This is a genomic window from Allobosea sp. TAF32 (assembly GCF_052113585.1).
In the GTDB taxonomy this organism is placed as follows: Bacteria; Pseudomonadota; Alphaproteobacteria; order Rhizobiales; family Beijerinckiaceae; genus Allobosea.
The window spans coordinates 351,815-378,136 of sequence record NZ_JBFRDM010000003.1; the positions used below are offsets into that span (position 1 = coordinate 351,815).

Consider the following 26,322-nt stretch of genomic DNA (forward strand, 5'->3'; position numbering starts at 1 on the left):
CGGATCAGGCGCGCTTGACGACGCTGGGCGCCCCGAGCGCCCCCTCGACGGCGGCGACGATGCCTGCGGCGTCGAGCCCGGCGGCGGCATACATCGCGTCGGGCTTGTCGTGGTCCTGGTAGACGTCCGGCAGCGTCAGCGTCCGGACCTTCAACCCGGCATCGAGCGCGCCGCTGCGCGCCAGTAGGTGCAGCACATGGCTGCCGAAGCCGCCGACCGCGCCCTCTTCGATCGTGACCAGGATCTCGTGCTCGCGGGCGAGCTTGAGGATCAGCGCCTCGTCGAGCGGCTTGGCGAAGCGCGCATCCGCGACCGTGGTCGAAAGCCCGCGCTGCGCCAGCAGGTCGGCCGCCTTGAGCGCTTCTGCGAGACGCGTGCCGAGCGAAAGCAGCGCGACGCGGGTGCCTTCCCGGACGATGCGGCCTTTTCCGATTTCCAAGGGCACGCCGACATCGGGAATCTCGACGCCGACGCCTTCGCCGCGCGGATAGCGGAAGGCGATCGGCCCTTCGTCATAGGCGGCGGCGGTCGCAACCATATGGGTCAGCTCGGCTTCGTCGGCCGCCGCCATCACCACCATGTCGGGCAGGCAGGCGAGATAGGCAATGTCGAAGGAGCCGGCATGGGTGGCGCCGTCGGCGCCGACGAGCCCGGCCCGGTCGAGCGCGAAGCGGACGGGGAGCTTCTGCAGCGCCACGTCATGGACGATCTGGTCGTAGGCGCGCTGCATGAAGGTCGAGTAGATCGCGACGAAGGGCTTGTAGCCCTCGGTGGCAAGACCGGCCGCGAAGGTCACCGCATGCTGCTCGGCGATGCCGACATCGAAGGTGCGGGCGGGGAACTCCTTGCCGAAGGCGTCGAGCCCGGTGCCCGACGGCATGGCGGCGGTGACGGCGACGACCTTGTCGTCCTCCCGCGCTTCCTTGATCAGCGCGTTGGCGAAGACGGCGGTGTAGCTCGGCGCATTGGCCGGCGCCTTGGCCTGCAGGCCCGTCACCGGATCGAACTTGACGACGGCGTGGTATTTGTCGGCGGTCGCCTCGGCCGGGGCATAGCCCTTGCCCTTCTGCGTCACGACATGGACGAGGATAGGCCCGTTCCCGGCGTCGCGAACATTGCGCAGCACCGGCAGCAGATGGTCGAGATTGTGCCCGTCGATCGGCCCGACATAGTAGAAGCCGAGTTCCTCGAACATCGTCCCGCCGGTCCAGAAACCGCGGGCATATTCCTCGGTGCGCTTCGCCTTGTCGTGGAAGAAGCGCGGCAATCTCTCGGCGAGCTGCTTGGCGACCTCGCGCAGCGAACGATAGGTGCGGCCTGAGACCAGCCGCGCCAGATAGGCCGACATCGCGCCGACCGGCGGGGCGATCGACATGTCGTTGTCGTTGAGGATGACGATCAGGCGCGAGCCGAGCGCGCCGGCATTGTTCATCGCCTCATAGGCCATGCCGGCCGACATCGCGCCGTCGCCGATCACGGCGACGACGTTGTTGCGCTCGCCCTTGAGATCGCGCCCGACTGCCATGCCGAGACCGGCCGAGATCGAGGTCGAGGAATGGGCGGCGCCGAAGGGGTCGTACGCGCTCTCGGCGCGTTTGGTGAAGCCGGAGAGGCCGCCCGGCTGGCGCAGCGTGCGGATGCGGTCGCGGCGGCCGGTGAGGATCTTGTGGGGATAGGCCTGATGGCCGACATCCCAGATCAGCTTGTCGCGCGGCGTGTCGAAGACATGGTGCAGCGCCACCGTGAGTTCGACCACGCCGAGGCCCGCGCCGAGATGTCCGCCGGTGACGGAGACGGCGTCGATCGTCTCCAGCCGCAGCTCGTCCGCCACCTGCCGAAGCTCGGCATCGTCGAGTTCTCGCAGATCGGCGGGGTCGTGGATGGTGTCGAGCAGAGGAGTCGCAGGGCGTGGCACGAGGCTGTCCGGGCTCGTAGGAATGGTTCTGTCCTGAAATAGTGCCTGCGCGCCGCGCTGGCAAACCGCGGGTGAGATCGGCCCCCGGCATTGGCAGGCGCCCTGTCTTCCCACGAAACGGGTGGTTCCCACGCCGGCAAGGCTTTTCAGTGTCCTTATGACGACTTCTGAGGACATCAGGCAATGAACCCGAGCGATAATCCTCCCCTGCCGGCGGCATTCAGGCGCATCGGCTGGTCCAATCTCTCCGCCCAGTTCTCGGAGCAGATCGCGCTCGCCGCCGCACCCTTGGCCGCGGTTCTCCTGCTCTCGGCCGGGCCGGCTGAAACCGGCTGGCTGCAGACGGCGCAGACCTTGCCATTTCTCCTGCTTTCCATCCCCGCAGGCCTGATGGTCGATCGTGCCTCGCGGCGCCGGCTCATGGTCGGCACGGAAGCGCTGCGGGCGCTTTCGCTTCTGGCGATTCTGCTGCTTCTTGCTTCGGGCGGCCTCAGCCTGGCATGGCTTGCCGCGCTCGGAGCGCTCGGCGCTGTCGGCACGGTCTGCTACAGCGTGGCGGCACCGGCCTTCGTTCCGTCCGTGGTGCCGCGCGCGCAGCTCGCGGACGCCAATCGCTTGCTGGAGCTGGCGCGCAGCGCCGCCTATGCCGGAGGGCCGGCGCTCGGCGGGGCGCTCGTCGGCTGGCTCGGTGCCTCGACGGCCTATGGTCTGGCCGCAGGGCTTTCCATCCTCGCTGCGCTCCTGCTCGCCGGACTCCCGCAGGACGAGCCTCCGTCCAGCCCGCGGCGCGATCTGCTCGATGATCTGAAGGAGGGCGCCCGTTTCGTGGCCGGGCACGATCTGCTCAGGCCGATCCTGATGACAGCGGTCTTCTTCAACGTCTCCTGGTTCGTCTTCCAGGCGGTCTATGTCGCATACGCAGTCCAGAATCTCGGTCTCGGTGCGACCGAGGTCGGCGTCACGCTCGGCATCTACGGTGCGGGCATGATCGTCGGCGCCGTTCTCGCGCCCCATATCGCACGGCAGGTCTCGTTCGGAACGCTGATTTTGCTCGGGCCGCTCGCCGGCTTCTGCGCCGCGGGCGTGATGCTCGCGACGCTCTGGATACCGTCCGTCCATCTGGTCGGCATGAGCTTCTTCCTGTTCGGCGTCGGGCCGATCATCTGGACGATCTCCACGATGACATTGCGGCAGGCGGTTACCCCCAATGCGATGCTCGGCCGGGTCTCCGCCTTGATCATGACGGCGACTTTCGGCGCGAGGCCGCTGGGCGCGGCGATCGGCGCATCCGTGGCGGCGCATCTCGGCATCGCCGCGTGCCTGGGGCTCGCGACGGCGGGCTTCCTGGTTCAGCTCCTCGTGATCGCTTTTTCACAGGTGCCGAGGCTGCGCGATCTGTCCGAGATTGCCTGAAGCGGCGGCGGCAATCCGCCGACTGTTTCAGCCCTCGGGCAACGGAATGAACTCCTTGTCGTCACCGGGGACGGTGTCGAAGCGGCCGGTCTTCCATTCCTGCTTGGCCTGCTCGATGCGCTCCTTCGAGGACGAGACGAAGTTCCACCAGATGTAGCGCTGCCCGTCCATGGGCTCGCCGCCGACGAGCATCAGGCGGCTCTGGTCGACTGCGAGGATCGAGATGCGGTCGCCCGGCTTGAAGACGAGGAGCTGGCCGGCGCCGAATTCCTCGCCAGCGATGTCGATCTTGCCCGAGACGATATAGACCGCGCGCTCGTCGTAATCGGGGTCGAGCGGCAGGATCGAGCCGGGCGAGAGCACGGCTTCGGCATAGAGCGCTTCCCAGGGGAACTGCACCGGCGAGGTCTGGCCATAGGCCGAGCCCATGATCAGGCTGATGCGCTTTCCGCCTTCGACGATGCGCGGCAGTTCGGGCGCGCCGTGATGCACGAATTGCGGCGCGATCTCCTCATGCGTCCTGGGAAGCGCGAGCCAGGCCTGGATGCCGTAGAGCTTCGGCCCGGTGGCGCGCGCCTCCAGCCCCGTGCGCTCGGAATGGACGATGCCGCGCCCGGCCGTCATCAGGTTGACCGCGCCCGGCTTGATCGCCAGCGCCGTGCCGAGCGAGTCGCGATGCATGATCTCGCCATCGAAGAGATAGGTGACGGTGGAAAGGCCGATATGCGGATGCGGGCGGACGTCGAGCCCCTCGCCGAGATGGAACTCGGCCGGCCCCATCTGGTCGAAGAAGATGAAGGGTCCGACCATGCGCTGGCCGATCGCCGGCAGGGCGCGGCGGACCTGGAATCCGCCCAGATCATGCGTACGCGGCACGATCACCTTCTCGATCGCCTCGCAGGAGCGGGCGTCGCCCAGAATCGGGTCGTCGGCGGGCAGTTGCGACATGGCGGCCTCCTTGGTTGGGACGGAGCGTGATCCCGATCGCGCCCGCGGGCAAGCCGGCCGGCTGCAACCGGCTCCTGGCAGGAGCGCAATCTCAAGGCCCCGCTGGATCGCCGCGCGGCCTACCGGACGCGCAGTGCCGATCTGGTCTTTAGTTCAAGCATCGGAGTTTTCCGAAAAGTGGATTCCACTTTTCGGTCTGAGACTTTATCGGGGGGCGGCAGCCGTTCCGGCTCAGCTGTCGACGTCGAGCGGGGTCGTGCCGGTCGGCTTGCCGTCGGCGCTCAGCGTAATCCGCTCGATGCGGGCTTCCGCGTGCTTCAGCAACGCATCGCAGCGTGCCTTCAGCGCCTCGCCGCGCGTATAGATGGCGATCGATTCCTCGAGCGGCACGTCGCCGCGCTCCAGCCGCGCGACGATGCCTTCGAGCTCCTTCATCGCCGCCTCGAAGGGCAAGGTGGCGACATCGGCATTCGGGTTGTCTTGAGACTTGCTGTCTTGGCTCACGGACCGATTCCTCTTTGCCGTCAGCTTATCGGCCGGACCGCGCCCGGCCGCAACCCGCCTGAATTCGCTCAGCCCTCGTCCTGAGGAGCCGCGAAGCGGCGTCTCGAAGGATGAGGGCTCGGAAGTTCGCTGTCTCGCCTCAGACCGGCAGCGCCGAGGTCTTCTTGATGGTGCGCAGCGTCAGTGTCGACTGGACGCGGGTGACGCCCGGCAATTGCGTGATGATGTCGGTGTGGATGCGCTCGAAATCGGCGCTGTCGCGGTAGATCACGCGCATCAGATAATCATGCGCGCCGGCGAGCAGATGGCATTCGAGGATCTCGGGCAGGCTCTGGACCGCCTGCTCGAAGCTCTCCAGCGAAGCCCGGCCCTGCTGGTCGAGCGTGACGAAGACGAAGGCCGTGCCGGGAAAGCCCGCGATCTTGTCGTCGAGCATCATCGCATAGCCGCGGATAAGGCCGCTTTCCTCGAGCTGCCGCACGCGCCGCAGGCAGGCCGAGGGCGATAGATGCACCTTCTCGGCGAGGTCGGAGTTCGTGATGCGGCCGTCCTGCTGGAGAAGTCGCAGGATGGCGCGGTCGCGCGAGTCGAGCTCGATCATCATGGTCACGGCGGAAACCTCCCGCGCGATGCATCGTCGCAAAATTGGTCCGATGCAAGCAATCTTCTGCGCCGATCTTGGGCAGATGCGCTTACATCCGCAGCTTCTTGGCTTGACCTCGCAGGAAAATGCGCCGCTGCGTCGGCCGATTCAGGCCAGACCGCCGCGCGTCTCATCGGACGCGATAACGGTGATCTATGTCCTTGTTATCGCGCCGGATCCTTCCGAAAGACGGACGCTGCTTCTCGGTCCGATGCTACAGGGGCATGGCGAAGGGCGTGCCTTCGAAGGCGTCGGCGCCGCGCCCGATTCGTCCGATCGCGCGGATCATCCGGCCGCGGCGGCCAAGCGCCGTATCGGCAAGGGCGACGAGCCGGGCATTGGGCGTCGCGGAGGGAGCGGCGATCCGTAGCGCGTCGGCGGCCTCCTCCTCGTCGCGGCCGGGATCGAGCGCGCAGGCGGCGATGTAGGCGGCGGCTGTCGAGCGGCTGATGCCGGCCCAGCAATGAACCACCATGGGCGCCTCGCGGTCCCATCCGTGGAGGAAGGCGATGAGGCGCTCGATATGGTCCTGCCCCGCGAGCACATGGCCTTCCAGCGGCGTGGCGATATCGGACATGCCCAGGAAGAGATGGCGATCCGCATCGATGCCGGCCGGTCGCTCGACCACGGTGCCGACATTGATCAGCGTCACCAGATGGCGGGCGCGGACGGCCGCGACGGTCTCGCCCAGTCTGGACAGCGGGGAAACGTGAAGGCTCGGCAAGGGGCGGCTCCGGGTGTCTCGGGGCGAAACCAGTGGGGCAGACGCTATCGCATCGGACCGAAAAATGGAATCCACTTTTCGAAAAATCCGATGCGATAACAAATAGATAGATCGCCGTTATCGCGTCCTGTCGGACGCGCGGCGATCCAGCATGATCGACAGTGCCGACGTCTCCATGACATGGAAGCTGCGATCCATCGACCCGCCACGGCGAAACGTCCCATGAATCTCTGGCTCCGGCTGATCTGGCTCCTGCTGACGACGCGCTTCCGGCCGCGGCTCGACCTGCCGGGCGAGGCTTCCGTCCTGCCTTTCCGCGTCTGGTTCCACGATCTCGACACCAGCCTGCACATGAACAATGGCCGCTACTGGTCGCTGATGGATCTCGGCCGGCTCGATCTGATGCTGCGCAGCGGGCTGTGGCGGGCGGTGCTGCGTCACCGCTGGCTGCCCGTCGTCAATGCCGGCACGATCCGCTTCCGCCGCGAGATGCGCCTGTTCCGCCCTTTCCGGCTGGAGACGAAGATCCTGTGCTGGAGCGACAACTGGCTGGTGATGCAGCACCGGATGCTGATGCGCGGCCGCGACGGCGGCGAGATCGTCGCGGCCGTCGCATTGGTCCGGGCGGCGCTCTACGACAAGGGCGCCCGGGCCTATGTGCCAGTCACCCGCCTGCTCGGCGAGATCGGCATCGGCGTGGAAAGCCCGGAGCCGAGCACCGAGGTCGCGGCCTTCCTCGCCTCGGAGGACGCCATGCGCAGCGCTGCTGCGAGCGAGCGCTGAGGAATTCTCTGGAATTCCAGCCCTCATCCTTCGAGACGCGCTCTTCGAGCGCTCCTTAGATCAGGGCTCGTCGGCTTTCAGGGCAGAACATTATTCCGCCGCCAGCCGTGTTGCGCGCCACTGCGCCAGCAGCGCGCGTAGCGCCGCTGGTTTCAGCGGCTTGTTGAGCAGATAGACGTCGAGCGCATTCGCCGCCTCGCGGACATGCGGCGTCCGGTCGGCGGTGAGCAGGATCGCCGGCATCGGGGTGCGCGCCCGCGCCCTGAGCGCGCTGATCGCGGTGAGCCCGTTGCCGTGGTCGAGGTGATAATCGGCGATCAGCACGTCGGCCTCGCCCTTGCCGCCGACATGCGGCAGGGCCTCCTCCAGGCTGGAGGCGGTGCGCACCTGGCAGCCCCAGCCTTCGAGCAGCCGCTTCATGCCGTCGAGAATGGCCGGCTCGTTGTCGATGACCAGCAGCCGCATTCCGGCGAGCTGTCCGGCCGGCGCCTGCCGCGGCGCGCTCCCCGTCGCCATGGCCGGCAGCGGCGCCGCGCGCGGCACCGCGACCGAGAAGCGCGTGCCGCGTCCCGGCGCCGAATCAAGCGTCAGCCCGTGGTCGAGGGCGCGTGCGATGCGCTGCACGATCGAGAGCCCGAGACCCAGGCCTCGCGCCACCTTGGCGCCTTGGTCGAGCCGCTGGAACTCCCGGAAAACGGTCTTCTGCTTGCTTTGCGGAATGCCGAGCCCGGTATCGATCACCTCGACCGCCACCTGATTGCCCCGGCGGCGGCAGCCGATCAGCACCTTGCCGTTCGGCGTGTATTTGATCGCGTTCGAGATCAGGTTCTGCAGGAGGCGGCGCAGCAGGCGCCGGTCCGAGCGCAGCGTCAGGCTGGTAGGCATGAAGACGAGCTTGAGGCCTTTTTCCTGAGCGCTCGGCTCGAATTCGCGCTGGAGCTGGCGCATCAGCTCGTCGAGCCGGAAAGAGGAGAGCTCGGGCCTCAGCGCTCCGCCGTCGAGCCGGGAGATCTCGAGCAGCGCGGTGAGGATCTCCTCGACCGCGTCGAGCGAGGCGTCGATGTTCTCGGCCAGATCCGGCTCCCCGGCGGTGCGGTCGCGCTCGACCAGCGATGTCGCATAGAGCCGCGCCGCGTTGAGCGGTTGCAGGATGTCGTGGCTGGCGGCGGCGAGAAAGCGCGTCTTGGACGCGTTGGCGGCTTCGGCTTCGGCCTTGGCGCGCTGCAGCTCGGCATTGACGTGCAGGAGCTCCTCGGTGCGCTCGGCGACGCGTTTCTCCAGGCGCTCATTGGCGCGTTCGAGCTCTTCCTCGCCGGCGACCGTCTCGGTGATGTCGGTATACGTCGTGACGAAGCCGCCATCCGGCAGCGCATTGGTGCGGACTTCGATGACCTTCTTGGAGGGATAGAGCTTGAGGCGCACCGGCTCGCGGTCCTTGACGAAGCTCTCCAGCCGCGCCGCCATCAGCTCGTCCTGCGCACCGTCGCCATAGGCGCCGCGCGCGGCGTTGAAGCGCACGATCTCGTCGAGCCCGGTGCCGAAGCGCACCAGCGAGGGCGGCAGGTCGTATAGCGCTACAAAGGCCTGGTTCCAGGCGACGATGCGCAGATCCCGGTCAAGCACCGTGATGCCCTGGCCGGCATGGTCGAGGCCGTGCTGCAGGATGTCGCGATTATATTGCAGGGCCGCCGAGGCGTCGTCGAGCAGCTTGAAGGCCGCTTCGGTCGAGAGATTGCGCCGTTTCAGCAGCAGCGAGAGCACGAGCCGCGACGAGGCCGCGCCGATGGCGGAGGAGAGCAGATGCTCGCCGAAGCGCAGCAGGTGGATATCGGCATGGCGATTGGGGTCCGGCATCTCGCCGCGGCTGGAATTGAAGCCCTCGAAGGCGCGTTCGGTGCGCTCGTGGCCGAGATAACGCGCGATGGTCGCCTGCAACTCGCCTTCGGTGACGCTGGTGCGCCAGAGCGAGAAGGACTGTGCCATCGTCGCGGGCTGGGATTCGACGAAGGCATTGGCCTGCAGCCGCTCCATCGCATTGGCGGGCCTGAGCAGCGAGAAACCGACATAGGCGAGGATGTTGAGGCCGAGGCTCCAGAACACGCCATGCGGCAGCGCCGGCCAGTCGAGCCCGAACAGCGCTTCCGGCCGCAGGGTTTCGGCGCCGAAGGGGCCGTTCGCGACGATGCTGCTCCACCAGCCGCCGGGTAGGGCGAGGCTCGGCATCAGCAAGGTGTAGGCCCAGACCATGGTGCCGATCGTCAACCCCGCCGCCGCGCCGAGCGCCGTGCCGCGCCGCCAGAACAGCCCGCCGAAGAAGGCCGGCGCGATCTGGGCGGTCGCCGCGAAGGAGAGCAGGCCGATCGAGACCAGCGCAGCCTCTCCGGAGGCGCGGTAATAGACATAGCCGAGCAGGATCACGAGAAAGATGCCGAGCCTGCGGATGACGACGACCTGCGAGCCGAGGTCGCCGCCCGTGCTGCCGTCGCTGCTGCCGTTGAAAAGCCGGCCGGAACGATTGGGGTCGCTCAGCGCGCGCCGCACGCGCAGCAGCACGGGCATCACGATGTGGTTGGAGATCATGATCGCGAGCGCGACGGAAGCGACGATCACCATCGCCGTCGCCGCGGATAGGCCGCCGACGAAGACGAAGAGCGCGATCACCCCCGCCTCGCTCTGCAAAGGCAGCAGCAGGACCGTCATGTCGCGATCGACGCCGCTTCCGGGCATCATGATCTCGCCGGCGGCCGCCAGCGGCAGCACGAACAGGTTGATCAGGACGAGGTAGAGCGGGAACATCCAGGCTGCGCGCCGCACGTCGCGCACGTCGCGGTTTTCCACGATGGTCATGTGGAACTGGCGCGCCAGCAGCAGCGCCGCACAGCTCGACAGCAGGGTCAGCGTCAGGAAGTTCGGCCAGCTCGACGTCCGCTCCCAGATCGGCAGCATGCCCTCGGCGGGTTTCGCGGCCTGGGCCAGCAGGTCGCCCGGCCCGCCGAACAGCCCGTAGACGACGAAAACGCCGAGGACGAGGAAGGCCACGAGCTTGATCAGCGATTCGACAGCGATCGCGAGAACGAGCCCGTCCTGGTGTTCGGTGGCGTCGATGTGGCGCGTGCCGAAGGCGCAGGCGAAGCTGGCGAGCACGATCGCGACGACGAATGGCAGGTCGCTCAGCAGCGGGACGCCCGGCATCAGCGCATGGCCGCCCGTCGCGGTGAGGAAGACCGAGAGCGAGTTGGCGACGGCCTTCAGCTGCAGGGCGATATAGGGCAGCGCGCCGATGACGGCGACGATGCAGACCAGCGCCGCGACCCGCTCGCTCTTGCCGTAGCGCGCGCCGACGAAGTCGGCGATCGAGGTGATGTTCTGGGATTTGGCGATGCTGACGATGCGCCCGACGAAGCGGTGGCCGAGGCCGATGACGAGGATTGGCCCGACATAGATGCCGAGGAAGTCGAAGCCGGCGCGATTGGCAAAGCCGACCGAGCCGTAGAAGGTCCAGGAGGTGCAGTAGACGCCGAGTGCGAGCGCATAGATCGTGGTGCGCGCCCGGCCGGAGATCAGCTTGCGGCCCGAGGTGTCGGCGATATGGGCCACGGCAAACAGGCCGCACAGATAGGCGAGCGCGACCAGAATCACGGACCAGGCGGGAATCATGTCGCGATCCCTGGCGTGCCGATGCGCGAACGAGGCCGGAGTCCGATCGCCATGAACTTCCGTTTCGAAATGAGCTGTCGCTTCGAGTTTTGTGACAGTTTATCGGACGTGCCCCGAGCCCGCCATAGGACAAAGGCGCAAGTCATCCCCAGCTCTTTGCTGCAAAAGCTCCGATGCGCCTGATTTTGCCGGGCATTCGGGCTTTTCCTGTTCCGCCGGGTTGGTCTAGCGTCCTGAAACCGGCTGACGGGGCAGTGTCGTCGACTAGAAGGGGTCCAGCATGCTGAAGGAATTCAAGGAATTCGCACTGAAAGGCAATGTCATCGACCTCGCCATCGGTGTGGTTATCGGCGCGTCCTTCGGCAGGATCGTCGATTCTCTCGTCCAGGACATCATCATGCCGTTCATCGGCGCGCTCGGCGGCGTCGACTTCTCGAACTACTTCTTCGGCCTCAACCGCGCCGTCACCTCGCCCGTTCTGGTGGACGCTAAGAAGCAGGGCGCGGTGCTGGCCTATGGCAACTTCGTCACCGTGGCGATCAACTTCCTGATCATCGCCTTCGTCCTCTTCCTCGTGGTCAAGGGCATCAACCAGCTCAAGCGCCGCGCGGAAGCAGCTACGCCGGCCCCGGCCGCGCCCGCCGCCGATGTCGCCCTGCTGACCGAGATCCGGGACCTGCTCAAACAGCAGAAGGGTGCCTGACGGTTTCGTCCCCGCGGCCGCGATTCATCACGGCCGCCGATCGACCTGATCTCGCGATTTCATGCCAGGCGGCGCCGCGATCGGCTAAAGCAGGACATCGAATGTCGCGAGGTCGATGCTGATGAACACCGCCACTTTGCCCGGTAGCACCCTGGTCGCGGAGCTCCGCCCGGAAGCCGTCAACGCGCCGGAAAGCGGCATCGTCGAGGTCATGAACTATGGCCGGCTGCGGCCGGGCCTGATTCCGCTGTGGGTCGGCGAGGGCGATCTGCCCACCCCGTCCTTCATCAGCGATGTGGCGGCGCGCTCGCTTGCGGCCGGCGAGACCTTCTACACCTGGCAGCGCGGTATTCCCGAGCTGCGCGAGGCGCTGGCGCGCTATCACGAGCGCCTCTACGGCCAGAGCTTCTCGCCTGAGCGGTTCTTCATCACCGGCTCGGGCATGCAGTCGGTCCAGATCGCGGTCCGCATGATCGCGGGGCCCGGCGACGAACTGATCATCCCGACCCCCGCCTGGCCGAATTTCGGCGCGGCGGTCAGCGTTGCCGGCGCGCGCACGGTCTGCGTCCCGATGGATTATGCGCAGGGCCGCTTCACGCTCGATCTCGACAAGCTCGCAGCTGCGATCACGCCGAAGACGCGCGGCATCCTGATCAATTCGCCCTCCAACCCGACCGGCTGGACCGCGACGCGGGCTGAGCAGGAAGCGCTGCTCGCGCTCTCGCGCAAGCACGGCATCTGGATCATCGCCGACGAGATCTATGGCCGCTTCGTCTTCGACGGTTCGGAACGCGCGCCCTCCTTCCACGACATCATGGGGCCGGAGGACCGCGTCGTCTTCGTTCAGACCTTCTCGAAGAACTGGGCGATGACGGGTTGGCGCATCGGCTGGATCGAGGCGCCGGAAGCCTTCGGCCAGGTCATCGAGAACCTGATCCAGTACTCGACCTCCGGCTCGCCGGTCTTCGTGCAGCGGGGCGCGGTCGCAGCGCTGGACAATGGCGAGAGCTTTGTCGCCGAGCAGATCGCGCGTGCCGCGGAAGGCCGGCGGATCATCTTCGAGGGCCTGAAGGCGACGAACCGCGTGACGCTCTCGGCGCCGGTCGGGGCGTTCTACCAGTTCTTCTCGGTCGATGGCCGCGACGATTCCCGCAAGCTGGCGCTCGAATTGGTCGACAAGGCCAATGTCGGCCTCGCTCCCGGCACGGCCTTCGGCCCCGGTGGCGAGACGGGTCTGCGCCTGTGCTTCGCCCGCAAGTCCTCCGATCTGGTCGAGGCGGTTGCCCGGCTGCAGAAGGCTCTGGCGACGATCTGAGCCGCCGCGCCCGCAGCGCAGGGCTGCCTTGCGCGCGGGCAAGCCGAGCGCGATTGACCGTTGCGGCGCCTGCCGCCATGAACGCTCCGGCGCGGCCCAATCTGCGCGCCCGGAGCTCAATGAAACCCTTCGGATACCCGACGAACCGGCTGACGATCCTCTGGCGGGAGGTTCTCGTCATTGCATTGGCCGCTGTGGGCGGCGGCCTGTTTGCGCTGCTCGGCATGCCGGCCGCCTGGCTCTCGGGCTCGATGGTGCTGAGCACGGCCGTGGCGCTGGTGCGCCCGCTTCCGACGCTGCGGCGGCCCTGGTTCGACGCGACGATGGTGCTGTCCGGCACCATTCTCGGCTCTTCGGCCACGCCTGAAGCGTTGGCCGCCGCCGCACGCTACCCTGCCTCGCTCGCGGTGCTCCTCGTCGGTGTCGCCGCGATCATGCTCGCGACCGGCGCCTATCTGCGCCATGTCGCGCGTTGGCCGTGGATTGACGCGCTGCTCGCCGCCGCGCCCGGCGCGCTCTCGACGGTGCTCGCCGTGGCCCAGGCCAAGGGCGCCAATATCGGACGCATCTCGGTGGTTCAGCTGTTCCGGTTGCTCGTCCTGGTCGCCTGTCTTCCCAGCCTCATGCAGGCGACCGGCATTTCTGCCGGAGCCCCCATTCCGGCTTCGGTCTCGATCAGCCCCGGCACCATGCTGGGCGTGACGATGGCAGGCCTGCTGCTCGGCCTCGGCCTCGACCGGCTTGGGCTTGCGGCGCCGCTGATGTTCGGCGCGACCTTCGCCAGCGCGGTCCTGCACGGCAGCGGCCTGATCGAGGGCACGCTGCCGCAGCCGGTCCAGATCGCCGTCCAGATCCTGCTGGGCTCGACCATGGGCGGGCGCATCGCCCATATCCCGCGCAAGGAGCTCAGGGGGCTGTTTCCGCTGGCGATCGGCGGCTTCGCCGTCTCGATCGGTGTCGCCTTCCTGTTCGCCTGGCCGGCGGCCTGGCTCGCCGGTACATCCTACGCCAGCGGCATGGTCGCTTTTGCGCCGGGAGGGCTGGAGGCGATGGCGATGCTGGCCTTCGCGATGGGGCTCGACACGCTTTATGTCGGTGCTCACCATCTCGTGCGCTTCGTCATCATCGGCCTTGCCATGCCGCTGGTGCTGATGCGGGTGAAGAGCGAGCCGCCACGCTGAGGCAGGTCGCGGCGGCTCAGCCGCCCGGCCGCGCCGCCCCGTTAGTGTGCGTCATCACCGAATAGAGCGAAGTCGTGCCGCAGATGAACAGGCGGTTGAGCTTTGGCCCGCCCCAGCAGACATTGGCGACGATCTCGGGGATCGCGACCTTGCCGATCAGCGTGCCATCAGGGTGGTAGATGTGCACGCCGTCGGCCGCGCTCGTCCAGATCCGGCCTTCGACGTCGGGGCGAAAGCCGTCGAACAGCCCGGCCGTGCAGGTGGCGAACACCTTGGAAGCGCCGGGCGTGCGGCCATCGCTCCCGATCGTAAAGCTGCGGATATGCCGCGGCCCGTTCTCGGGGTCGTGGCTGGCGCCGGTGTCGGCGATGTAGAGGATGCTCTCGTCCGGGGAGAAGGCGAGCCCGTTCGGCTTGACGAAATCATCGGAGACGATGGAGATCTCGCCGGTATTTCCGTCGATGCGGTAGACGTTGCAGGCGCCCATCTCGCTCGGTGACTTGTCGCCCTCGTAGTCGGTCAGGATGCCGTAATCGGGGTCGGTGAACCAGATCGAGCGGTCGGACTTCACCACCACATCGTTGGGTGAGTTCAGCCGCTTCCCGCCATAGTGGCTCGCCAGCACGGTGATCGAGCCGTCATGCTCGGTGCGCGTCACCTGCCGCCCGCCATGCTCGCAAGTTACGAGCCGACCCTGAGCGTCGACGGTGTTGCCGTTGGAGTTGCGCGCCGGCTGACGGAAGGTGCCGACATGGCCGGTAAGCGCATCGTAGCGTAGCATCCGGTTGTTCGGGATGTCCGACCAGACCAGCGAGTTGTGCGCCGGGAACCACGCCGGTCCCTCCGACCAGCGCGCGCCGGTCCACAGGCGCTCGACCCGGGCCGAGCCGGGGATGACGCGGTGGAACCGCGGATCGAGCACCGAGACCCCCGTGCCTTCGAGCACACCGAACATGTCATTCCTCCCTTGCTGCCGGATCGTCATTCTCGAGCGAAGCGAAGCGTAGACCCGAGAATCTCAGGCAGAGGAGCAGCTCTCTTGTCTTGAGATGCTCGGGTCAAGCCCGAGCATGACGGCTCCGCATGATCTCGGTCCAGCGAATGCTAGAGTGCAAGCCCCGCATCCCAATAAGGCGTGGCGCCGTAGAGATCTCCGAGATAATCGACGAAGGCGCGCACCTTCTGTTCCATGTGGCGGCGGCTTGGATAGACCGCGTAGACCGCGACGCGCGAGCCGACCGCATAGGCCGGGAGTACCGGCTGCAGCGCGCCCGATTTCAGCTCCGGGCCGACATCCCAGGTCGAGCGCAGCGCGACGCCGACGCCGGCCAGTAGCGCCTCCCTGACTACCTCGCTCGAATTGGTCCGGAGCGGGCCGTTGACCCGGACGGAGACCGGGCCCTCAGGCCCGTCCAGTCGCCAGTGATCGGCGTTATGCGCGATCAGCGTATGGCGGGGGAGGTCGCCGATCTCCGCCGGCACGCCATGCGCGGCGAGATAGCCCGGCGTGGCGCAGAGCACGCGATGGTTCGGCGCGAGCCGCTTCGCGACGAGGCTCGAATCCTGCAGGTCGGCGATGCGGATGGCGAGATCGAAACCCTCGCCGACGACATCGACGAAGGCGTCGCTCAGGACGAGTTCGACCGTCACCAGTGGGTTATCGTCGAGGAAGCGCTTGAGATGCGGCGCGACATGCATGCGCCCGAAGGAGGTCGGCGCCGAGACCCGCAGCGTGCCGCGCACCTGGCCCGCGCCGCTCGCGACCCAGGCCTCGGCTTCCTCGATCGAGGACAGGATCGAGACGACGCGCTCATAGAAGCCCTGTCCGGCTTCGGTCAGCGCCAGCTGCCGGGTCGTGCGCTGGAGCAGGCGCACGCCGAGCCGCTCCTCGAGCCGGCGAATCCGCTTCGAGATGACGGCGGGCGACAGGTTGAGCTGGCGGCCTGCCGCCGACATGCTTTTCGCCGTCACCACATGCGCAAACACATCGAGATCGCCGAATCGGTCCATCAGCACGCCACCTTTTCCATTCTGGAAATAATGGCTGGCTTTAGCCGCGCTGCAAGAGCCATTGAATTGATCTAATCTTGCAGCGCAAACAATGCGCCGAGAGCGGTGCTCTGGTGCCGTTGAGATGGGAGGGAGTGATGAGCGCGATAGCTTTTCCGGTGCCGGATGCCGGCATTCTCGCCCGCCGCGAATCGATCATTGCCGGCCTCGCCGGTCTGGTGGCGCGGGACGCCCTGATCACCAGCGACGACGAGCGCCGCCCCTACGAGACCGATGCGCTGACTGCCTATCGCCGCATGCCGCTCGCGGTCGTTCTGCCCTCGACCACGCAGGAGGTGGCAGCCGTGCTGCGCTATTGCCTTGAGCAGGGCGTCCCGGTGGTGCCGCGCGGCGCCGGCACCTCGCTCGCCGGCGGCGCGATTCCGCAGGAGGATGCGATCGTCATCGGCGTCTCCAAGATGAACCGCATCCTCGAGATCGACTATTCCAACCGCACCGCCAGGGTGCAGGCCGGCGTCACCAATCTCGCGGTGACCGGCGCCGTTTCGGCGGAGGGCTTCTTCTACGCGCCCGACCCGTCCTCGCAGCTCGCCTGCTCGATCGGCGGCAATATCGGCATGAATTCGGGCGGCGCGCATTGCCTGAAATACGGCGTCACCACCAATAACGTGCTCGGCGTGACGCTTGTCATGCTCGACGGCAGCATCGTCGAGATCGGCGGCGGCCATCTCGATTCGCCGGGCTACGACCTGCTCGGCCTGATCAACGGCTCGGAGGGCCAGCTCGGAATCATCACCGAGGCGACGGTCCGCATCCTGCGTTCGGCCGAGGGCGCGCGTCCGGTGCTGTTCGGCTTCCCGACAAGCGAGCAGGCGGGCGCGGCGGTCGCCGCCATCATCGGTGCCGGCATCATCCCGGTCGCGATGGAGTTCATGGACAAGCCGGCGATCGAGATCTGCGAGGCCTTCGCCAAGGCGGGCTACCCGATGGATGTCGAGGCGCTGCTGATCATCGAGGTCGAGGGCTCGGATGCCGAGATGGATGCCCAGCTTGCCCGCATCGTCGCCATCGCTAGGGAGCACGGCGTCAAGACGGTGAAGGAGAGCCAGTCCGCCATGGAGTCGGCCGCGATCTGGAAGGGCCGTAAATCGGCCTTCGGCGCCACCGGCCGCATCGCGGATTACATCTGCATGGACGGCACCATCCCGACCGGGCAGCTCCCCTACGTGCTCAAGCGCATGGACGAGATCGTGAAGAGTTATGGCCTGCGCGTCGCCAACGTCTTCCACGCCGGCGACGGCAACCTCCACCCGCTCATCCTCTACAATTGCAACGACGCGGTCGAGGCGCAGAAAGCGGAGGATGCCGGCATGGACATCCTCAAGCTCTGTGTTGAGGTCGGCGGCTGCCTCACCGGCGAGCACGGCGTCGGCATCGAGAAACGCGACCTGATGACCTTCCAGTTCAACGAAGCGGATCTTGCCCAGCAGATGCGGGTGCGGGCGGTGTTCGACGAGCGCTGGCTGCTCAATCCCGCGAAGGTTTTTCCGCTGGAAGGCAGGGTGGCGGCGTGACGAATCTCTTCGTCATTCCGGGGCGGCCCAAAGCGCCGAACCCTGAACCCATGGACACCCTCGCTTCCGGATTGAATCGATCGTTCAATCTGCGACCTTCCGTCGGCGTTGTGGTCATGGGTTCCGGGCTCTTCGCTGCGCGAAGTTCCGGAAAGACCGCGGAGGAAGAGGGTGCCGTTTCACGTCTACCTGCTGGCGAGCCGACGCGAGGGAACGCTTTACCTAGGAGTCACACGCAACCTCGCTCGCCGCGTTCACGAGCACAAAAGCAAGGTGGTTCCGGGATTTTCGCGCCGGTACGGGGTCGAGCGTCTGGTCTGGTGCGAGGAACATGCGACGGCGGCCGAGGCGATCGATCGCGAGAAGGATATCAAGAAGTGGCGGCGACAATGGAAGATCAACCTGATCGAGGCGAACAATCCCGATTGGGCGGATCTATATCCGCTACTGGCGCAGTGAACCGCCCCCGTCATTCCGGGGCTTCGCGTAGCGAAGATCCCGGAACCCATGAACTCGACGTTGCAAGGAAGGGGAGGCGCCCAACGCACGATGACATATGTCGTGCTTATGGGTTCCGGGCTCACGCCTTTGGCGTGCCCCGGAATGACGGGGGAGCCTGCACGTGATCATCCACACCCCCACCACTGAGGCGCAGGCCTGCGCCGTCGTGAAATCGGTCATCGACTCCCGCGTGCCGCTGACCTTGAGCGGCGGCGGTACACGGGCTGGTCTCGGCCGCCCGGCCCAGGCTGCAAGCACCTTGTCCAGCGCGGGCCTCACCGGCATCACCCTCTACGAGCCGGCCGAGATGGTTATCGCCGCGCGCGCCGGCACGCAGTTCGCCCTGGTGCAGGAGACGCTCGCCGAGCGCGGTCAGATGCTGCCCTTCGAGCCGATGGACCACCGTGCCCTCTATGGCACCGAGGGCGAGCCGACGATCGGCGCCATCGCCGCCTGCAACATCTCCGGCCCACGCCGCATCAATGCCGGCGCCGCGCGCGATTCCCTGATCGGCATCCGCATGGTCAATGGCCGCGGCGAGATGATCAAATCCGGCGGCCGCGTGATGAAGAACGTTACCGGCCTCGATCTGGTGAAGCTCGTCAGCGGCAGCCACGGCACGCTCGGCTTCCTCACTGAAGTCACCTTCCGCGTGCTTCCGAAGCCGGCGGAGATCGCGACGCTGCAATGGCGCGGGTTGTCGGATGCGCAGGGCGTTGCTCTTCTATCGAAGGCGCTGGGCTCGCCCTTCGAGCCGATGGCCGCGGCCCATCTTCCTGCTGGCCTCGCTGGGGAGGCAGCCGTGACGCTCCTGCGCCTGGAGAATTTCCCGGACTCGATCGAATACCGCGCCGGCGAGCTCGCCCTGCTTCTCGGCGAATACGGCGTGCCCGACCGTCTCGAAGGCGAGGGCATGGCCGAACTCTGGCGCGATATCCGCGACGCTGCCTTCTTCGCCGGAACGGACGAGGCCGTCTGGCGCCTCTCGCTCAAGCCGACGGACGGCCCGAAGGCGGCCGCGGCGATCGGGCGGATGCTGCCGGGCGCGCGCTGGTTCTACGACTGGGGCGGCGGGCTGGTCTGGCTGGCGGTTTCCGCCGATGGCGATGCCGGTACGGCCGCCATCCGCACCGCGCTGAAACCGCTCGGCGGCCACGCTATGCTGGTGCGGGCGCCCGATGCGGTGCGCGATTCGGTCGAAGTGTTCCAGCCGCTGGCCGAGCCGCTGATGCGGGTCACGGCCGGCATCAAGAAGAGCTTCGACCCGGCCGGCATCTTCGAGCCCGGCCGGATGTATGCGGGGATCTGATGACGCTCGCTGATACGCTTTCCGCCGAGAGGCCTACGATCGGAGCGAATTGGGCGCCGGGCCGTCTGAGCCCAGTGGTTATCGCCGTGCTGGCGGCGCTGCTGACGGTCGGCGCGGCGGCCGTCCTGCTCTGGATGGGCCGCGAGCCCATCTGCAAGTGCGGGACCATCAAGCTCTGGCAGGGCACGGTGATGTCCTCCGAGAACTCCCAGCACATTGCCGACTGGTACACCTTCTCTCACATCATCCACGGCTTCCTGTTCTACGGCCTGTTCTGGCTGATCCGCCGCTTCACCGGCCTGCCGCTCTCCTTCGGCCTCGCGCTGCTGCTCGCCATCGTGATCGAGAGCGCCTGGGAGATCACCGAGAACACCGACGCGGTAATCAACCACTACCGTTCCGCCACGATCTCGCTGGACTATTACGGCGACAGCGTCCTGAACTCGGTTTCCGATATCCTGGCCATGGTACTGGGCTTCTTCGTCGCGCGGCTGGCGCCTGTCTGGCTGACTGTTTCGAGCGCGCTCGCAATGGAGCTGATCGTCGGCTGGCTGATCCGTGACAACCTCACCCTCAACGTCATCATGCTGCTCTGGCCGATGGACTGGATCAAAGCCTGGCAGGGCGGAGCCTGAGCCATGCAGACCAACTTCACCCCCGAACGCCTTGCCTCCGATCCGCGCATGCCGGCCTCGGAGAAGATTCTGCGCACCTGCGTGCATTGCGGCTTCTGCACCGCGACCTGCCCGACTTATCTGCTGCTCGGTGACGAGCTGGATTCCCCGCGCGGGCGCATCTACCTGATCAAGGACATGCTGGAGAACGGCAAGCCGGCGACGCCGGAGGTGGTCACTCATATCGACCGCTGCCTCTCCTGCCTGTCCTGCATGACGACCTGCCCCTCGGGCGTGCACTACATGCACCTCGTCGACCATGCCCGCGCCCATATCGAGGAAACCTATGTGCGCTCCTGGCATGACCGGCTGCTGCGCAAGATTCTGGCGGCGATCCTGCCCTATCCCGGCCGCTTCCGCGCGGCGATGCTCGCGGCGCTCATCGGCAAGCCCTTCGCTCCCGTCCTCGGCGTGCTCCCGGTCGTCGGGCCGCGGCTGAGGGCGATGCTGGCACTGGCCCCGGTGCGGCTGCCGACTCGCTCGACGATGGAGGGGCCGCAGAGCTTCCCCCCGCCTGCGGCACGGACGAAGCGCGTGGCGCTGCTCTCCGGCTGCGCCCAGCCGGTGCTCGATCCCGCCATCAACGAGGCGACGATCCGTCTGCTCAACCGGCACGGCGTCGAGGTTGTGCTGCCGAAGGGGGAGGGCTGCTGCGGCGCGCTCGTCCATCATATGGGCCAGGAGCACGATGCCCTGTCCTTCGCCCGCGCGAATATCGACGCCTGGATGGCGGAGGCCGCAGGCGAGGGGCTCGACGCCATCCTGATCACGGCCTCTGGCTGTGGCACGACGATCAAGGATTACGGCTTCATGTTCCGTGGCGAGCCTGATTATGCCGAGAAGGCGGCGAAGGTCTCCGCGCTGGCGAAGGACGTCACCGAATTCCTGGAGACGCTGGAGCTTGCGGCGGTCCGCGATGTCGCCATGCCGATCGCCTATCACTCGGCCTGCTCGATGCAGCACGGCCAGCAGCTCAAGGACGGGCCGAAGCGGCTGCTCTCTGGCGCGGGCTTCAAGGTCCAGGAGGTGCCGGAGGGCCATATCTGCTGCGGCTCGGCCGGCGTCTACAACATCCTCCAGCCCGAGATCGCCGGCCGCCTGCGCGAGCGCAAGATCGGCAATATCGAGCGCACCAAGCCGGTGCTGGTCGCGACCGGCAATATTGGCTGCATGACCCAGCTCGCGAAGGGTTTTGCCGACAAGGGCGCGACCACTCCGGTGGTCCACACCGCCGAACTGCTGGACTGGGCGACCGGCGGCCCGCTGCCGGAGAAGCTGGCGCGGGCGGGGATCGCGGATCGGCCGTTGCGGGAGAAGGCGCTGGCGGCTGCGGAGTAGCACGCCGTCATGCTCGCCCTTGTGGCGAGTATCCAGGTCTTGAACACCGCGCTCGCCGAACGAAGACGTGGATGGTCGGGACAAGCCCGACCATGACGGAGTGAGCTATCGACGCTCGAACCCTTGCCCCTCGCGCTCGTACGGTCTAACCCGCCATCAACCCACATCTGTGTTGCCCAACGCATATCTGGGTTATTTGGCCCAATTCGAGTTCGAACGCCCATGTCCGCCGACAAATCCGCCCCTGCCAAGCTGAAGGCCCGCCAGCCGCGCGGCTTCGTCGATCGTGGCCCGGCCGATGTCGCCGCCACCGAGCGCATGCTTTCCGTCATCCGCGAGAGCTTTTCGGTCTATGGCTTCGATCCGGTCGAGACGCCCTTCGTCGAGTACACCGATGCGCTCGGAAAATTCCTGCCGGATCAGGACCGGCCGAACGAGGGCGTTTTCTCCTTCCAGGACGATGACGAGCAGTGGCTCTCGCTGCGCTACGACCTGACCGCGCCGCTCGCGCGCTATGTCGCCGAGAATTTCGACGCGCTGCCGAAGCCCTATCGCAGCTATCGTGTCGGCTACGTCTTCCGCAACGAGAAGCCGGGGCCGGGTCGCTTCCGCCAGTTCATGCAGTTCGACGCCGATATCGTAGGCAGCGGCACCGTCGCGGGCGATGCCGAGATCTGCATGCTCGCCGCCGACACGATGGAGAAGCTCGGCATCAAGCGCGGCGACTATGTCGTGAAGGTCAACAACCGCAAGGTGCTCGACGGCGTGATGGAAGCCATCGGCCTCGGCGGCGAGGAGAATGCGGGGCGCCGGCTTACGGTGCTTCGCGCAATCGATAAGGCAGACAAGTTCCCACCAGAAGAGGTCCGCAAACTTCTCTGTGAAGGGCGTACGGACGAAAGCGGAGATTTTACAAAAGGGGCCGGCCTAAGCGGCGATCAAGCCGCGAGAGTTCTGCTGATCACGAGCCAAATTGGCTTTAGGGAATCGACGCCTGAGCTACGTTCGGCGTCTGAGCGTCGAGGTGAACCCGCGCCGGCCGGTGATCCGCCGGGTGAGGCTACCTTTCCGTCCGACGGCATGACAATCTCGTTTCTGCGCCAAGCTGTTGCCGGATCGGATGTTGGTGAGCAAGGGGTTCAAGAACTCGAAGAATTGTGTCGGCTAATTCGAGGAAGCGACTATGGCCCGGGACGAATAAAGATCGATCCCTCCGTCGTCCGCGGCCTCGAATACTATACCGGCCCGGTCTACGAGGTGGAGCTGACCTTCCCGGTCACCAATGACGACGGACAGGTCGTGCGTTTCGGTTCGGTGGCAGGGGGCGGGCGCTATGATGGCCTCGTCGGACGCTTCCGGCCCGAGCCGGTGCCGGCGACCGGCTTTTCTATCGGCGTCTCCAGGCTCTATTCGGCGCTGAAGGCGGTGAAGTCCCCCATCGTCGACAGCAAGAACGAACTCCCGCTCGTCGTCGTCACCGCGATGGACAACAAGTCGCCGGAGTTCATGCCCGGCTATCAGGCGATGGTCTCGGCGCTCCGCCAGGCCAAAGACGCGGACGGCAAGCCGCTGCTGCGGGCGGACCTCTATCTCGGCGCCTCCGGCTTCAACGCGCAGATGAAATACGCCGACCGGCGCGGCGCCATCTGCGCTGTCATTCAGGGCTCTTCGGAGCGCGAGGCCGGCACCGTCGTCATCAAGGACCTGATCCTCGGCGCCGAGCTCGCTGCCGCCAGCCGCGACGTCAAGGATTCCGCCGAGCACAAGGCGAAGCAGGCGCAGGCGCAGTTCGCCGTGCCGGTGGATCGATTGGTGGACGGGGTGAAGACCGTGCTCCAGCGTCATGCTCGGGCTTGACCCGAGCATCTCTTGCCGGAGATTTTCGGGTCTGCGCTTAGCTTCGCCCGAGAATGACGTGAACCTCGAATCGTCCTTCGTCTACATCATGACGAACAAGCCGCGAGGCGCGTTATATCTTGGTGTGACCGCTGATCTGGTCAAACGCATTTCGGAGCATAAGCTGCTTGTCAGTCGGTCGTTTACGGCACGATACAATCTCGACAAGCTCGTCTGGTTCGAGACGTTCGATCATATCGATCTGGCCATCCAGCGCGAGACGAGTCTGAAGCGTTGGAATCGCGAATGGAAAATCGAACTGATCGAGAATGGTAATCCGAACTGGCGAGATCTGTTCGAAGATATTTACCCATCGCCATTCTCGGCCGAAGCGTAGCGGAGAGCCGAGAATCTCGGGCAGGAAGAGTAGAGCAGCCTCCATCGTCCCGAGATGCTCGGGTCAAGCCCGAGCATGACGACCGGAAAATCCCGTTCACCCATTTCCCTCAAATCCCTCGAAAATTAGGCGCACCGCTGCTAGGACGGCGCTCGCAACAGGATAGGAAGCCGTGTCCGCAAGCCGCGCCAGCATTGAGACCGTGATCGCGCTCTTCGCAGGCGAGGGCTATGTCCATGCCGAGCCCGCGATCCTCCAGCCCGCCGACGTCTTCCTCGATCTTTCGGGCGAGGATATCCGCCGCCGCATCTTCATGACGCAGGATGCCGATGGCCGCGACTGGTGCCTGCGCCCCGAATACACCATCCCCGTCGCGCTCGATCACATCGCCTCGGGCTCGACCGAGCCGGCGGCCTACGCCTATGCCGGCCCGGTCTTCCGCATGCGTGCCAGTGAGCCGGGCGAGTTCCAGCAGGCGGGCATCGAATCCTTCGGTCGTGGCGATTTCACTGCCGCTGACGCCGAGATCATGGCAGTTACTATCGAGGCGACTGCCGTTCTCGGGCTGAAGGCGCCCCGCATCGCCATGGGCGATGTCGCGCTGCTCGGTGCGCTGCTTGACAGGCTCTCAGTGCCGCAGGGCGCGCGACGCCGCCTCGTGCGCGCCATCGTGCAGGGCAGGGGCACGGAGGCCGTCGAGGCACTCGATCCGCCGACCGCCGAGGGCGACGCCGCCCATGCCGGCCTGCTCAAGGCGCTTGAAGGGCAGGACCCCAAGGCCGCGCGCGCCTTCGTCGAGGATGTGCTGTCGATCGCCGGCATCTCGACCGTCGGCGGCCGCACCGCTGGCGATATCGCGGAACGTTTCCTGGCCCGCGCCGCCGAGCGCGAGAATCCGGTCAATGGTGACGTCAAGGCGCTGCTCGCGCAGGTGCTCGCCGTCTCCGGCGATCCCGACACCGCGTCCGCCGCGCTGCGGGCGCTGGCCGATCAGGCCTCGCTCGATCTTGGCCGCCAGCTCGATGCCTTCGACGAACGCACCGGCTTCCTCGCCGCGCGCGGCGTCGATGTCGGCACGATCCGCTTCTCGGCCGGCTTTGCCCGCAATCTCGACTACTACACCGGCTTCATCTTCGAGCTGCACGACACCACTCGCGGTGACGGCAAGCCGGTCGCCGGCGGCGGCCGCTACGACAACCTCCTCGGCCGTCTCGGTGCGGGCCGGCCGATCCCGGCCGTCGGCGCCTCGCTCTGGCTCGACCGGCTGACGGGAGACGCGGCATGAGCCAGCCATCCGGCAATGATGCCCCCCTCGTCCTCGCCGTGCCCTCGAAGGGTCGCCTGCAGGAGAACGCGACCGCCTTCTTCGGCCGCGCCGGGCTGAAATTCGTCAAGGCCAGCGGCGAGCGCGGCTATCGCGGCACGATCGCCGGGGTTGATGGCGCCGAGGTCGCGTTCCTCTCTGCCTCCGAGATCGTCTCACAGCTTGCATCGGGCGCGGCCCATCTCGGCATCACCGGCGAGGATCTCGTCCGTGAGCAGTTGTCCGATGCCGACGCCGCGGTCGAGATGCTGACGCCGCTCGGTTTCGGCCACGCCAATGTCGTCGTCGCGGTGCCGCAGGCCTGGATCGACGTGCGCAGCATGGCCGATCTCGAAGACGTCGCTTCGCATATGCGCGCCCGCCATGGCCGCAAGCTGCGCGTTGCCACCAAATACGTGCATCTGACCCGCCGCTTCTTCGCTGAGCACGGCCTCGCCGATTACCGTATCGTCGAGAGCCTCGGCGCGACCGAAGGCGCGCCCGCCGCCGGCACGGCCGAGATCGTCGTCGACATTACCACGACCGGGGCGACGCTTGCTGCCAACGCGCTGAAGGTGCTGGACGACGGCGTGATGCTGGCCTCGGAGGCCAATCTCGTTGCCTCGATGCGCGCGCCCTGGGGCGAGCGTGCCAAGGCAGCGGCGAAGACCATCCTCTCGCGCATCGCGGCGGAGGAAGAGGGGCGCACGATCCGCGAGGTCCGCGCGCGTCTCGATCTGTCTCCGGAGGTACTGGCGGTTCTCGGGGAGCGTTTCGGCGCCCGCCTGCCGTTCGGTGCGCCGGCGGCCGGTGCGCCGCTGACGCTGCATTGCCCGGACAAGGCCGTCTTCGCGCTGGTCGATCATCTCGACGGTCTCGGTGCCGACGATGTGACCGTCTCCGCCCTGGCTTACGTCTTCCGCCGGTCGAACCGCCTGCTGGAACGACTCAACGGCCGGATCTGAAGCCGCTTTTCTGCGACGGAATGACGGTATCCGTCGCGGTTCAGCCTTGATCCTGAACCAATTGGCCTCTAGGCGTTAACCGGTTTGGCGGCCGGCCGCGCGGCCGTGCGAGTGAATGCAGGTAAGACGATCATGATCCGACGCCTTGGCCTTGCGGCCGTTCTTGCTGGCCTGGCCGTGCCGATGCTGATGCCGGACGAGGCCATGGCGCAGCGCCGCCAGCAGATGCCGTCCCGCACGGAGCTCGGCGGGCAGACCGAGATTCCGCAGGCCCAGCAGGAGAAGACCTTTCCGGTCGGCGCGAGCTGGAGCGTCGTTCAGCTGAATGGCAAGCCCGTCTATGATCGCCGGGCGACGCTGATCATCGACAAGAACCTGCGCGGCACCGGTTTCGGCGGCTGTAACACCTTTTCGGCCTCGGCCTACCCTCTGCGCCAGCAGGGGATCGCGGTGGGGCCGATCGCCCTCACCAAGCGCGATTGCGACAAGGGGCTGCTCGAGTTCGAGCGCACCTTCCTCACCGCCCTGCGCGCAGCGCGCAACTGGGACATCGTCAATGGCCGCCTCGTCATCAAGGGCGCGGCCGGCGAGTTGACCCTCAGCCGCTCGCTCTGATCGCTTCAGCTTCG

The 26,322-nt window shown here is 66.7% G+C and carries 23 protein-coding genes; 15 read left to right on the forward strand and 8 right to left on the reverse strand.

The annotated features are described in order from the left end of the window. Nucleotides 1-4: 4 nt before the first annotated feature. Nucleotides 5-1,915, reverse strand: coding sequence for a 1-deoxy-D-xylulose-5-phosphate synthase (gene dxs, locus AB4Z16_RS09185; protein WP_441511024.1), 1,911 nt, complete (start codon nt 1,913-1,915; stop codon nt 5-7). Nucleotides 1,916-2,098: 183 nt separating this feature from the next. Here dxs and AB4Z16_RS09190 point away from each other — a divergent pair, with 183 nt between their 5' ends. Further along, nucleotides 2,099-3,328 carry an MFS transporter gene (locus AB4Z16_RS09190; protein WP_441511025.1) on the forward strand — a complete coding sequence of 410 codons (1,230 nt, stop codon included), beginning with the start codon at nt 2,099-2,101 and terminating at the stop codon, nt 3,326-3,328. Nucleotides 3,329-3,355: 27 nt separating this feature from the next. Here AB4Z16_RS09190 and AB4Z16_RS09195 read toward each other — a convergent pair whose 3' ends face one another. The 4 genes from AB4Z16_RS09195 to AB4Z16_RS09210 all read right to left on the reverse strand — a co-directional run bounded on the left by AB4Z16_RS09195 (nt 3,356) and on the right by AB4Z16_RS09210 (nt 6,147). Continuing rightward, a complete protein-coding gene (locus AB4Z16_RS09195; protein WP_441511026.1) occupies nt 3,356-4,276 on the reverse strand; it encodes a pirin family protein in 921 nt (306 codons plus the stop codon). A 231-nt stretch (nt 4,277-4,507) separates the two neighbouring features. Further along, nucleotides 4,508-4,780, reverse strand: coding sequence for an exodeoxyribonuclease VII small subunit (locus tag AB4Z16_RS09200; RefSeq protein ID WP_441511027.1), 273 nt, complete (start codon nt 4,778-4,780; stop codon nt 4,508-4,510). Between the two features lie 139 nt (nt 4,781-4,919). Next, a complete protein-coding gene (locus AB4Z16_RS09205) occupies nt 4,920-5,384 on the reverse strand; it encodes an Lrp/AsnC family transcriptional regulator (RefSeq protein WP_441468969.1) in 465 nt (154 codons plus the stop codon). Between the two features lie 253 nt (nt 5,385-5,637). Then, nucleotides 5,638-6,147 (reverse strand): tyrosine phosphatase family protein, encoded by a 510-nt coding sequence (locus tag AB4Z16_RS09210; RefSeq protein ID WP_441511028.1) that lies wholly within the window; start codon nt 6,145-6,147, stop codon nt 5,638-5,640. 222 nt (nt 6,148-6,369) lie between these two features. Here AB4Z16_RS09210 and AB4Z16_RS09215 point away from each other — a divergent pair, with 222 nt between their 5' ends. Continuing rightward, the gene (locus tag AB4Z16_RS09215) at nt 6,370-6,930 is read left to right on the forward strand and encodes a thioesterase family protein (protein ID WP_441511029.1); all 561 of its coding nucleotides are present in this window, start codon (nt 6,370-6,372) and stop codon (nt 6,928-6,930) included. Nucleotides 6,931-7,020: 90 nt separating this feature from the next. Here the strand turns inward: AB4Z16_RS09215 and AB4Z16_RS09220 are convergent, their stop codons facing one another. Further along, the gene (locus AB4Z16_RS09220) at nt 7,021-10,587 is read right to left on the reverse strand and encodes a hybrid sensor histidine kinase/response regulator (protein ID WP_441511030.1); all 3,567 of its coding nucleotides are present in this window, start codon (nt 10,585-10,587) and stop codon (nt 7,021-7,023) included. 280 nt (nt 10,588-10,867) lie between these two features. Here AB4Z16_RS09220 and mscL point away from each other — a divergent pair, with 280 nt between their 5' ends. The 3 genes from mscL (at nt 10,868) to AB4Z16_RS09235 (ending at nt 13,786) form a co-directional block, all read left to right on the forward strand. Continuing rightward, entirely contained in the window at nt 10,868-11,290 is a 423-nt protein-coding gene (mscL, locus tag AB4Z16_RS09225) for a large conductance mechanosensitive channel protein MscL (RefSeq protein ID WP_441511031.1), read from the forward strand. 121 nt (nt 11,291-11,411) lie between these two features. After that, entirely contained in the window at nt 11,412-12,605 is a 1,194-nt protein-coding gene (locus tag AB4Z16_RS09230; RefSeq protein ID WP_441511032.1) for a pyridoxal phosphate-dependent aminotransferase, read from the forward strand. Nucleotides 12,606-12,724: 119 nt separating this feature from the next. After that, nucleotides 12,725-13,786, forward strand: a complete 1,062-nt coding sequence (locus AB4Z16_RS09235) for an AbrB family transcriptional regulator (protein WP_441511033.1) — start codon at nt 12,725-12,727, stop codon at nt 13,784-13,786. Nucleotides 13,787-13,802: 16 nt separating this feature from the next. Here AB4Z16_RS09235 and AB4Z16_RS09240 read toward each other — a convergent pair whose 3' ends face one another. After that, nucleotides 13,803-14,741, reverse strand: coding sequence for an SMP-30/gluconolactonase/LRE family protein (locus tag AB4Z16_RS09240; RefSeq protein ID WP_441511034.1), 939 nt, complete (start codon nt 14,739-14,741; stop codon nt 13,803-13,805). Nucleotides 14,742-14,890: 149 nt separating this feature from the next. Further along, entirely contained in the window at nt 14,891-15,796 is a 906-nt protein-coding gene (locus AB4Z16_RS09245) for a LysR family transcriptional regulator (RefSeq protein ID WP_441511194.1), read from the reverse strand. 137 nt (nt 15,797-15,933) lie between these two features. Between AB4Z16_RS09245 and AB4Z16_RS09250 the strand changes: the two genes are divergently transcribed. The 10 genes from AB4Z16_RS09250 (at nt 15,934) to AB4Z16_RS09295 (ending at nt 26,308) form a co-directional block, all read left to right on the forward strand. Next, nucleotides 15,934-17,370: an FAD-binding oxidoreductase gene (locus AB4Z16_RS09250; RefSeq protein ID WP_441511035.1), complete on the forward strand. Its 1,437-nt coding sequence runs from the start codon at nt 15,934-15,936 to the stop codon at nt 17,368-17,370. 171 nt (nt 17,371-17,541) lie between these two features. After that, entirely contained in the window at nt 17,542-17,829 is a 288-nt protein-coding gene (locus AB4Z16_RS09255; RefSeq protein ID WP_441511036.1) for a GIY-YIG nuclease family protein, read from the forward strand. Nucleotides 17,830-17,992: 163 nt separating this feature from the next. Beyond that, complete coding sequence (locus AB4Z16_RS09260) at nt 17,993-19,180, forward strand: FAD-binding protein (protein WP_441511037.1); 1,188 nt, start codon at nt 17,993-17,995, stop codon at nt 19,178-19,180. Continuing rightward, nucleotides 19,180-19,815 (forward strand): DUF2585 domain-containing protein, encoded by a 636-nt coding sequence (locus AB4Z16_RS09265; RefSeq protein ID WP_441511038.1) that lies wholly within the window; start codon nt 19,180-19,182, stop codon nt 19,813-19,815. The genes AB4Z16_RS09260 and AB4Z16_RS09265 overlap by 1 nt, the downstream gene beginning before the upstream one ends. 3 nt (nt 19,816-19,818) lie before the next feature. Next, on the forward strand, nt 19,819-21,192 hold the full coding sequence (gene glcF, locus AB4Z16_RS09270) for a glycolate oxidase subunit GlcF (RefSeq protein ID WP_441511039.1): 1,374 nt from the start codon (nt 19,819-19,821) through the stop codon (nt 21,190-21,192). A 222-nt stretch (nt 21,193-21,414) separates the two neighbouring features. Then, a complete protein-coding gene (gene hisS / locus AB4Z16_RS09275; RefSeq protein ID WP_441511040.1) occupies nt 21,415-23,049 on the forward strand; it encodes a histidine--tRNA ligase in 1,635 nt (544 codons plus the stop codon). A gap of 58 nt (nt 23,050-23,107) precedes the next feature. After that, complete coding sequence (locus AB4Z16_RS09280) at nt 23,108-23,425, forward strand: GIY-YIG nuclease family protein (RefSeq protein WP_441511041.1); 318 nt, start codon at nt 23,108-23,110, stop codon at nt 23,423-23,425. A gap of 172 nt (nt 23,426-23,597) precedes the next feature. Then, nucleotides 23,598-24,710, forward strand: coding sequence for an ATP phosphoribosyltransferase regulatory subunit (locus AB4Z16_RS09285; protein ID WP_441511042.1), 1,113 nt, complete (start codon nt 23,598-23,600; stop codon nt 24,708-24,710). Beyond that, nucleotides 24,707-25,693 (forward strand): ATP phosphoribosyltransferase, encoded by a 987-nt coding sequence (gene hisG, locus AB4Z16_RS09290; protein WP_441511043.1) that lies wholly within the window; start codon nt 24,707-24,709, stop codon nt 25,691-25,693. Before AB4Z16_RS09285 ends, hisG begins: the two co-directional genes overlap by 4 nt. 132 nt (nt 25,694-25,825) lie before the next feature. Continuing rightward, the gene (locus tag AB4Z16_RS09295) at nt 25,826-26,308 is read left to right on the forward strand and encodes an META domain-containing protein (protein WP_441511044.1); all 483 of its coding nucleotides are present in this window, start codon (nt 25,826-25,828) and stop codon (nt 26,306-26,308) included. Nucleotides 26,309-26,322 lie beyond the last annotated feature (14 nt).

Bases quoted from the DNA above. Each gene is read 5' to 3' on its own strand.
- mscL (WP_441511031.1), top strand. From the start codon at position 10,868: ATGCTGAAGGAATTCAAGGAATTCGCACTGAAAGGCAATGTCATCGAC.
- AB4Z16_RS09235 (WP_441511033.1), top strand. From the start codon at position 12,725: ATGAAACCCTTCGGATACCCGACGAACCGGCTGACGATCCTCTGGCGG.
- AB4Z16_RS09205 (WP_441468969.1), bottom strand. From the start codon at position 5,384: ATGATGATCGAGCTCGACTCGCGCGACCGCGCCATCCTGCGACTTCTC.
- AB4Z16_RS09250 (WP_441511035.1), top strand. From the start codon at position 15,934: ATGAGCGCGATAGCTTTTCCGGTGCCGGATGCCGGCATTCTCGCCCGC.
- hisG (WP_441511043.1), top strand. From the start codon at position 24,707: ATGAGCCAGCCATCCGGCAATGATGCCCCCCTCGTCCTCGCCGTGCCC.
- AB4Z16_RS09240 (WP_441511034.1), bottom strand. From the start codon at position 14,741: ATGTTCGGTGTGCTCGAAGGCACGGGGGTCTCGGTGCTCGATCCGCGG.
- hisS (WP_441511040.1), top strand. From the start codon at position 21,415: ATGTCCGCCGACAAATCCGCCCCTGCCAAGCTGAAGGCCCGCCAGCCG.
- AB4Z16_RS09265 (WP_441511038.1), top strand. From the start codon at position 19,180: ATGACGCTCGCTGATACGCTTTCCGCCGAGAGGCCTACGATCGGAGCG.
- glcF (WP_441511039.1), top strand. From the start codon at position 19,819: ATGCAGACCAACTTCACCCCCGAACGCCTTGCCTCCGATCCGCGCATG.
- AB4Z16_RS09295 (WP_441511044.1), top strand. From the start codon at position 25,826: ATGATCCGACGCCTTGGCCTTGCGGCCGTTCTTGCTGGCCTGGCCGTG.
- AB4Z16_RS09230 (WP_441511032.1), top strand. From the start codon at position 11,412: ATGAACACCGCCACTTTGCCCGGTAGCACCCTGGTCGCGGAGCTCCGC.
- AB4Z16_RS09220 (WP_441511030.1), bottom strand. From the start codon at position 10,587: ATGATTCCCGCCTGGTCCGTGATTCTGGTCGCGCTCGCCTATCTGTGC.
- AB4Z16_RS09195 (WP_441511026.1), bottom strand. From the start codon at position 4,276: ATGTCGCAACTGCCCGCCGACGACCCGATTCTGGGCGACGCCCGCTCC.
- AB4Z16_RS09215 (WP_441511029.1), top strand. From the start codon at position 6,370: ATGAATCTCTGGCTCCGGCTGATCTGGCTCCTGCTGACGACGCGCTTC.
- AB4Z16_RS09190 (WP_441511025.1), top strand. From the start codon at position 2,099: ATGAACCCGAGCGATAATCCTCCCCTGCCGGCGGCATTCAGGCGCATC.
- AB4Z16_RS09245 (WP_441511194.1), bottom strand. From the start codon at position 15,796: ATGGACCGATTCGGCGATCTCGATGTGTTTGCGCATGTGGTGACGGCG.